Consider the following 9279-nt stretch of genomic DNA (forward strand, 5'->3'; position numbering starts at 1 on the left):
TAACCACACAGCGTTTACGTCGAGGGGTATTCAAAAGTGTTCCAGAGCTTGTGGAGGCAATAGAGGAATATATCGAAAAACATAACGAGAAGCCCAAGCCGTTTATATGGACAGCCAAGGCTAATGACATACTGGAGAAGGTAGTTCGAGCTAATTGCCGCTTAAGCAGCAAAAAGAACGGCGCACTACACTAGATCACTTGGAAGAAAAGGCTTCTTCCCGAATATAGAATGACGGGTACATTGGCCAAGAGCCTTTAATATCAATATGCCGGACCCCGGTAGGCCAGGAGCCTAATGGGGTCTTCCATCGATACGTCTGCACCGTTTTCATAATACGCATGTAGTCCAGGGACATGTACACATTGGTTGAATCCAGGGGGATATTAACTTCCCGCTTTGACAGAGGCATCAACCCCTCTTCTTTTTGCTGGTTACCTTCTTCTGAGGAATAATCAACCTTAATGGAAACATAGTGAGAACCATAATTATTGAATATTAACCAAAAATCAGTGATTGGTTGCACCCAGGACATAATCACCTTTTCACCATCCAGAGAGGCAAAAGTAAAAGCCACTGGCACTAACCCCCCATCACTTTTTAACTCTTCTGCGGGCCAGACAAAACTCAGCACATTGCCTTCGCTTTCAACAGAGTTGTAAGCTGCATCACCAGACGCGTGGGATAACATAGCGCGAATGGAAGAAGCCCCACCGCTGATCGAAAATGTGGAGCGATCACTTAAAGAGGCAATATTCATCCCACCTTTTCCCATAATCACACCAGTAATAACACCAAAACCCTGAGAAATACCCGTGGAGAAATCATACATAGACTCGCTGTCGGCCAGAGATCTGATTAAATCCAGATTATCTCGAATCACTCGTCCAGCGTCTTTTAGATGAAGTTTCTCCGTTAAAACCCATCGGGTGACCATGGCTCCTTTTTTATTCAGTGTCCAGCTGGCCTTCACCTCAGCCTGTCCTACCTCGGCTTTTAAAGCCTGTGCATTCACTTCAAGCTTGGATTCTTTCACGTGCTCAGTAGAGAGCTTCATAACCTCACTTAAAGGCGAGGTGATAACCTCAAAGTTCTGCAAATATTCACCACTGAACTGGAAAACGCCACTGTCTCGATCTATCAATCCGATAGCACCAGGCTTAATCAAGGGGTCGAGATTGAAGTTCCCCCAATAGCTAGGGTGACTTCGTCGGATTAATTCATTATATGTTCGCGTAATAACACCCGGCTCAATGGCCTTGAAATGACTACGGCCAAAAGAAACAGCTGTCATCAGCAAGCCCATCGATACAATAAGAACTCTTAATAGCATCAACAAAACAGGATGCCTCCTACTTTGACTGGTGTTCACGAACAGTGAATGACGGATAGCCAGGCCACCAGCCCCAAATATCAATATGTCTTTCACCGGTATGCCATGATCCGAGTGGCGTACTCCAGCTGTAATATTCGGTCGTTGGAGGAATCGCATCAACAAACTGAATTTTGAGTTTTAAGTCCGTTGCATTGAGGGGGATATTACCAATAGTACGACTGAGAAACCCAGTTACTTCAGTGCTTTTCTCACCAGGCCCCTCTGGCGTGTCGTACGTCAGATTGATAAGAGCGATGTAACTGCCATTGTTATGAAATGAAATCTCAAAAGCATCAATCTCTTCAACCCAAAAAGGAATGATATGCTCACCATTCAGTGAGGCAAATGTATAAGCGATGGGTACTAATTCATCCGTCGTCGTATTTGCTTCGTTAGGCCATACCATACTGATCACATTATTATCACCACCCGCACTGGAATAACCCGCTTTCGCACTACCTTTTCCTAACAGGCTTTGAACTGCTGACGCCTGACCAGTAATGCTCCATTGTGAAGCGCTTGAAGTTGACGCCACGTTGAGCCCGCTCTTTGCCATCAGCACACCAGTAATCACACCAAACCCCTGCGATACACCAGTGCTGGGAGCATACATATCCATATCCTGCGCTACTGCCTTCAAAAGATCCTTATTACTCTCAATCACTGCCAGAGGTTTTTTTAAACTCAGCTCCTGACCTAAATTCCATTGCGTCAGCATCGCGCCCTTACGGGTAAACTGCCATTTCAAATCAATATTTGCGCTGTCATCTTCATGATCACCGTCCAGACTGAACGACACAACCTGCGGGCCAATCACATGACTGGTCGATATTTTAATATCTTCAGAAAGCGTTTTAGTCGCCAGTGAAATGTCAGAAAGACTCTGGCCGGATGATTGAAAGGTGCCAGTAGTATTATCAATCACGCCAATAGCACCCGGTGCAATTGAGGAATCCAGACTCCAGTTACCCCACCACCCGGGATGTGTTTCTCTAATCAACGCGTTATAACTTTTTGATAACTGCCCGCTGGCAATAATGACAATTCTTCAGCAGTAACATTGACGACAATGCTAAAAAGGAAAACAAGGATTGACAGCACATTTCTTATAAGAGTCATACATACCCTCTTTTCAATGTCAGAAATGGAACTAATGGGAAATTTTAAAACAACAAAATAAAAGTCATTACCCGTTTAATTCACAGGCATAAAAAAACCGACACTACCAATATAGTGCCGGTTTATAGAACACGCTAAGAAATGAATAACCAGGAGGCTGACCGAGAATAGGCTGCCCTACGCGGCAACTGCTCCTGCGTTGCTCTAGCTCCTGCATCCATGCAGTCGTGAGGTGGTAGCAAATTGGGCTAAAAATCCTGTTTTGTTCAGCAAATAGCACCACTATTCACTTCACAAAACAGATTTTCTATCCTCAATTTTCTACCATCCTCGCTACGGGCGCTATTCTCGGTCAGCCTCCTAGATGTGTTTTACTTCATCAATTTCATATTCAACGCTACCAGACGGTGTATTGACGATCACTACATCGCCCTCTTCTTTGCCAATCAACGCGCGGGCAATAGGGGAGTTCACAGAGATCTTCTGGATCTTGATTTCCGCCTCATCGTCACCAACTATCTTGTATTCCACTTCCTGATCATCTTCAAGATTGATCAAGACGACAGTGGTACCAAAAATCACCTTGCCCGTTTTCGCGATGGTGGTGACATCAATCACCATGGCGTTAGACAGCTTGGCTTCAATATCATTAACCCGACCTTCTGCAAAACTCTGCTGTTCCCGGGCAGCATGATATTCTGCATTTTCTTTCAGATCGCCCAGCTCACGTGCTTCTGCAATGGCTGCAGAAATACGTGGCCGATCAACCTTTTTCAATTGGGTCAGTTCCTCGCGAAGGGCCTTCTCGCCCTCCACCGTCATGGGAATTCTATTCATCCAACGTTACCTGCGTGTAGATCCTGAAGACGTCTGACCAGCCTCTCTGATCCAAATGCGATTGAACGCGCAATCGCTTCCGCCCCCGCCATGGTGGTAGTATATAGCACCTTATTGGTAAGAGCGGAACGGCGAATCAAATAAGAATCGGCAATAGCCTGACGCCCCTCAGTGGTGTTAATCATGAAGGCTATATCACCATTAACGATCATGTCCACTAAGTGCGGTCTTCCCTGACTCACCTTGTTAATTACCGTAACGGGCAATCCGGCCTCTTCAATCACCTTGGCCGTACCGGAAGTCGCCAGTAACTCGAAGCCAATATCCATGAGCAGACGAGCAACCATGGGCACTTCAGGTTTGTCAAAATCGCGCACCGACAAAATAACTTTACCACCCTGAGGCAGCATCATGTTTTCTGCCAGCTGAGCTTTGTGAAACGCTTCCGGGAAGGTTGCACCAACGCCCATCACTTCACCGGTGGATTTCATCTCCGGGCCGAGAATCGGGTCAACACCCGGGAATTTATTGAACGGGAAGATCGCCTCTTTCACGCTAAAGTAAGGCGGCACAATTTCCGTGGTGAAGTTCAATTCTTCCAGACTCTTGCCCATCATGACACGAGCCGCGACTTTTGCCAGAGAGTGACCAATGCACTTGGAAACAAACGGCACCGTACGGGAAGCACGAGGATTCACCTCAATTACGTAGACCTCGTCATCCTGAATCGCCAACTGTACGTTCATCAAGCCGACAACGCCCAATTCCAGCGCCATGGCACGCACCTGTTCACGAATTTCATCCTGATGACGACGGCTCAGACTGTAAGGTGGCAAAGAACAGCTGGAATCACCGGAATGAATACCCGCCTGTTCGATGTGCTGCATAATGGCACCGATAACCACACGCTCACCGTCGCATACGGCATCCACATCCACTTCAACCGCACGATTCAGGAAGTAATCCAGCAGAACTGGGCTATCATTGGATACCTGTACGGCGTCTTTCATGTAGCGACTCAGTTCATCTTCACCGGCAACGATCTCCATGGCACGGCCACCGAGAACGTAAGATGGGCGAACCACCAGGGGATAACCAATTTCTTTTGCCTTCTCAACCGCTTGTTCTTCACTGCGAACTGTCGCGTTTGCTGGCTGCAACAGATCCAGTTTCTGGATCATCTGCTGGAAGCGTTCGCGATCTTCCGCACGATCGATGGCTTCCGGGTTGGTGCCGATAATGGGCACGCCTTCCGCCTCGAGGGCACGAGCCAGTTTCAGAGGGGTTTGACCACCGAACTGGACGATAACACCTTTTGGTTTTTCAACGTCGATAATGGCCAGCACATCTTCCAGTGTGATTGGCTCAAAATAGAGGCGATCAGAGGTGTCGTAATCGGTAGATACGGTTTCCGGATTACAGTTCACCATAATGGTTTCGTAACCGTCTTCTCGTGCCGCCAGTGCTGCGTGAACACAGCAGTAGTCAAACTCGATGCCCTGACCAATTCGGTTCGGGCCACCGCCGATCACCATGATTTTTTCACGGTTGGAAGGTTCTGCTTCACACTCTTCATCATAAGAAGAGTACATATACGCTGTCGTGGACTGAAATTCCGCCGCGCACGTATCCACCCGCTTGTAAACTGGCTTGATACCCAGCTGACGACGATGGTTTCTTACTTCAGCTTCATCAATGTTCAGCACTTGTGCCAGACGTTCATCACTGAAACCTTTCTGCTTCAGACGGAACAGACGCTCTTTGCTGATGGTTGCCAGCGTTTCTGTGGTCAGTACGGCTTCTTCTTTGACCAGATCTTCAATCTGCACCAGGAACCATGGGTCAATCTTGCACTCGGCAAACACTTCTTCCAACGTCATGCCCGCACGAAACGCATCAGCAACGTAGTAAATGCGATCCGCTTTCGGGATAACCAGTTCACGACGGATGACGGATAAAGCATCGGCTTTTTCGTCCGCAGAGCAATCATCCAGTTTGAAATCAAACATGGAGTTAAAGCCGGTGGCGCCGGTTTCCAAGCCACGCAGTGCTTTCTGCACAGACTCCTGGAATGAACGACCAATGGCCATGACTTCTCCCACGGATTTCATCTGTGTAGTCAGACGATCATCAGCCTGTGGAAATTTCTCGAAGGCAAAACGTGGAATCTTGGTAACAACGTAATCAATAGACGGTTCAAACGACGCCGGCACAATACCGCCGGTGATTTCGTTGCTCAGCTCATCCAGCGTGTAACCCACGGCCAGCTTGGCAGCAACACGGGCAATCGGGAAGCCAGTAGCTTTTGAGGCGAGAGCAGACGAACGAGACACCCGCGGGTTCATCTCAATCACCACCATACGGCCCGTATCCGGGCAGATGCCAAACTGAACGTTAGAGCCGCCAGTCTCAACACCAATCTCACGCAGCACCGCAATGGATGCGTTACGCATGATCTGGTATTCCTTGTCGGTGAGCGTTTGCGCTGGCGCTACGGTGATGGAGTCGCCAGTATGCACGCCCATGGGGTCAAAGTTTTCGATGGCACAAACAATGATGCAGTTATCCTTACGGTCACGCACCACTTCCATCTCATACTCTTTCCAGCCGATCAGCGACTCATCAATCAGCAGTTCGCTGGTCGGTGACAGATCCAATCCACGGAAACAGATCTCTTCAAATTCCGCTTTGTTATAGGCAATACCACCACCGGTACCGCCCATGGTAAACGACGGACGAATGATACAAGGGAAGCCTACCTGCTCAAGAACCGCACGAGCTTCTTCCATGGTGTGAGCAATGCCAGAATTCGGTGTTGCAAGACCGATATTCTTCATGGCTGTATCAAACAGCTGCCGGTCTTCTGCTTTATCAATGGCCTCCTGATTGGCGCCAATCATGGCGACGTTGTATTTGTCCAACACGCCTTTATGGAACAAATCCAGCGCACAGTTCAGTGCCGTCTGACCACCCATGGTGGGTAAGATCGCATCAGGACGTTCTTTTTCGATGATTTTTTCCACGGTTTCCCAACGAATCGGCTCAATGTAGGTTGAGTCCGCCATGGTCGGGTCGGTCATGATCGTCGCGGGGTTGGAGTTCACCAGAATAACCCGGTAACCCTCTTCCTTCAGGGCTTTACAAGCCTGAGCGCCGGAGTAATCGAACTCACAGGCCTGGCCAATAATGATCGGTCCAGCCCCGAGGATTAGAATGCTTTCTATGTCTGTACGTTTTGGCATTTTATTTCACGCAATCTTAATTCTTTTCAATGAGAGCCGGGATGGTTATTTCGCTGCTTTCAGCATGTCGACAAAACGGTCAAACAGACACGCAACATCGTGCGGCCCCGGGCTCGCTTCCGGGTGCCCTTGGAAACTGAAAGCGGGACGATCGGTTCGCTCAATACCTTGTAAGCTGCCATCGAACAGTGATTTATGGGTCGCCTTTAAGGTGTCTGGCAAAGAATCTTCCGCTACGGCAAAACCATGGTTTTGGCTGGTGATCATCACCTGACTGGAGGCCAAGTCCTGCACCGGATGGTTGGCACCATGGTGGCCAAACTTCATCTTTTCGGTCTTTGCACCACTGGCCAGAGCCAACAGTTGATGACCCAGGCAGATGCCGAATACTGGCAACGACGTTTCCAGAATTTCTTTGATCGCCGCAATGGCGTAATCGCATGGCTCGGGGTCACCGGGGCCGTTGGACAGGAAAACACCGTCCGGATTCATGGCCAGCACTTCACTGGCAGGTGTTTGCGCCGGTACTACCGTCAGACGACAACCCCGTTGTACTAACATACGCAGAATGTTGCGTTTAACACCGAAATCGTAAGCCACCACATGGAATGGCAAGTCGGTCACTTCAGCGTGGCTGTCAGTCTCAAGACTCCAGACGCCTTCCGTCCAGGAATAAGATTCTTTAGCAGTGACCTCTTTCGCCAGGTCCATACCTTTAAGACCCGGAAACGCTTTAGCCTTGGCAAGTGCAACCGCCTCATCAGCAGTATCGCCAGCAATAATGCAGCCATTCTGAGCACCTTTTTCACGCAGAATGCGAGTCAGCCTGCGGGTATCAATACCGGCGATGGCGACAATGTTGCGGGATTTAAGGTATTCATCGAGAGGGATTTTGCTGCGCCAGTTGCTGGCTAACAGGGGAAGATCTTTAATCACCAGGCCGGCGGCGTGGATTTGGGGGGATTCTTCATCTTCCGGAGTGATTCCGGTATTACCAATATGAGGATAGGTGAGCGTTACAATCTGGCGGGAATAGGAAGGGTCAGTGAGGATTTCCTGGTATCCGGTCATTGCCGTATTGAATACCACCTCACCACTGGTCTCACCATCTATACCGATGGCAATTCCCTGGAAAATACTACCGTCTTCCAGAGCTAAAACAGCCGTCTTAGTCAAAGGTTCCTCCCCGTCTTAACAATGCGTTTCCAATGCCCCGAACGCTACAGGTTTTTGACAATACAGATTGCAGACCCAAAAAAAACGAGATGTTTTTTAAAAAAAACCATCTCGCTTTTGTCTCATCATTGGGCGTGCATTTTGCCACCAACACTATAAATTCAATGCAAATTTTTCTTATTTGATCACAAGAGGGAGCAATTGTCCATATAACAATAACAAAACTTATACCAATGGCGTTTTTAAATTTTGGAGCGAGCAAGTTATTTTGGGCGACTGGCCAAGGCGAAGAGACGAGTCATAGCAGTAGCTATGGCGAGGAACTTCAACGCAGATCCAGTCGATCAAAATAGCTGCGCAGCCCATAATTTAAAAACAGAATTGGTATCACTTAAGGCCCAGCACATCCTGCATATCAAACAGGCCTGATTGCTTATCAGCAAGAAACTTCACTGCCCTGACAGAGCCTCGAGCATAAATCTCACGACCGCTGGCTTTATGGGTAATTTCAACACGTTCACCTTCACAGGCAAAAAGTACCGTGTGATCACCAATCACATCGCCGGCACGCACTGTGGCAAAGCCAATGGTTTCTCGATCTCTTGGTCCGGTATAACCTTCTCGTCCATAAACGGCGCATTTTTCCAGATCACGCCCCAAAGTATCAGCGACCACTTCGCCCATTTTCAAAGCTGTGCCGGAAGGGGAATCCACTTTGTGACGATGGTGTGCTTCAATGACTTCAACATCTGCATCATCTCCCAGCACTTTGGCCGCCATTTCCAGCAGCTTAAAGACCAGGTTCACACCGATGCTCATGTTAGGCGCAAAAACAATGGCCGTTTCTTCCGCCGCTTTCGCCAGCGTATTTTTCTGATCAGCACTTAAACCGGTGGTACCAATCACAACACCTTTACCGTGCTGACGGCACAATTCAACGTGCTTCATAGTTAATTCAGGGGAAGTAAAGTCGATCAGGACATCGAAGTCGTTTACTACTGCAGCCAGATCATCAGTGAGCTTGACTCTCTGAGTTTCAACGCCCACCAGATCACCCGCATCGACACCCAGCAGGTTATCTCCAAGTTTGACAATAGCAGCACCCAGAGCACACTGATCATCACTAGCAACAGCTTCTATCAGCATTCGCCCCATTCTTCCTGCGGCTCCAACTATGGCAACTCTGGTCACGACACCCCTTCCTTATTTCTTCCAGAAAAGAAGGATAGTCTATAGGACTGGATTCAAACAGCAACAGTCTCTTCCAATATGAAATGAGCCTGAACGGAGCCCTTGTTTCCAAAATGAAATGAGCCTGTGATTTCTGATCTTTCGTCCAAAATTACTGGATGAAAATCATAATGGACACACGGCTCATCAAATCGCTCCAGCAGGTGGAGGAGCTGCTTCAGGCTACACCGCAGATACAGCCTGGTTGGAAGTCAAAAGACGAGTGCTATCAATGGATTGCAGGCACTCTCAAACACTTTCGATACCGCACTCTGRGCAAGCCTGAGAAAGGGCTGATCAA

6 protein-coding genes and 1 pseudogene are annotated in these 9279 nt (G+C 48.4%); 1 reads left to right on the forward strand and 6 read right to left on the reverse strand.

Annotated elements, in window-relative coordinates; all coding sequences use genetic code 11:
* Positions 1–194 (forward strand): annotated as a pseudogene (locus AKL11_RS25500) (hypothetical protein); the annotation flags it as partial.
* A 1-nt stretch (position 195) separates the two neighbouring features.
* On the opposite strand, the gene AKL11_RS01500 reads toward AKL11_RS25500, so the two are convergent.
* The 6 genes from AKL11_RS01500 to dapB form a co-directional block, all read right to left on the reverse strand.
* Positions 196–1293, reverse strand: coding sequence for a hypothetical protein (locus AKL11_RS01500; RefSeq protein WP_157673354.1), 1098 nt, complete (start codon positions 1291–1293; stop codon positions 196–198).
* A 58-nt stretch (positions 1294–1351) separates the two neighbouring features.
* The gene (locus AKL11_RS01505) at positions 1352–2374 is read right to left on the reverse strand and encodes a hypothetical protein (RefSeq protein ID WP_067514855.1); all 1023 of its coding nucleotides are present in this window, start codon (positions 2372–2374) and stop codon (positions 1352–1354) included.
* A 479-nt stretch (positions 2375–2853) separates the two neighbouring features.
* Entirely contained in the window at positions 2854–3330 is a 477-nt protein-coding gene (greA, locus tag AKL11_RS01510) for a transcription elongation factor GreA (protein WP_067514857.1), read from the reverse strand.
* On the reverse strand, positions 3327–6572 hold the full coding sequence (gene carB, locus AKL11_RS01515; RefSeq protein WP_067514859.1) for a carbamoyl-phosphate synthase large subunit: 3246 nt from the start codon (positions 6570–6572) through the stop codon (positions 3327–3329). Before carB ends, greA begins: the two co-directional genes overlap by 4 nt.
* Positions 6573–6617: 45 nt before the next feature.
* A complete protein-coding gene (carA, locus tag AKL11_RS01520; protein ID WP_067514861.1) occupies positions 6618–7748 on the reverse strand; it encodes a glutamine-hydrolyzing carbamoyl-phosphate synthase small subunit in 1131 nt (376 codons plus the stop codon).
* 387 nt (positions 7749–8135) lie between these two features.
* The gene (dapB, locus tag AKL11_RS01525) at positions 8136–8939 is read right to left on the reverse strand and encodes a 4-hydroxy-tetrahydrodipicolinate reductase (RefSeq protein WP_095210081.1); all 804 of its coding nucleotides are present in this window, start codon (positions 8937–8939) and stop codon (positions 8136–8138) included.
* Between the last annotated feature and the right edge of the window lie 340 nt (positions 8940–9279).

The organism is Endozoicomonas ascidiicola (assembly GCF_001646945.1).
GTDB classification, from domain to species: Bacteria; Pseudomonadota; Gammaproteobacteria; order Pseudomonadales; family Endozoicomonadaceae; genus Endozoicomonas; species Endozoicomonas ascidiicola.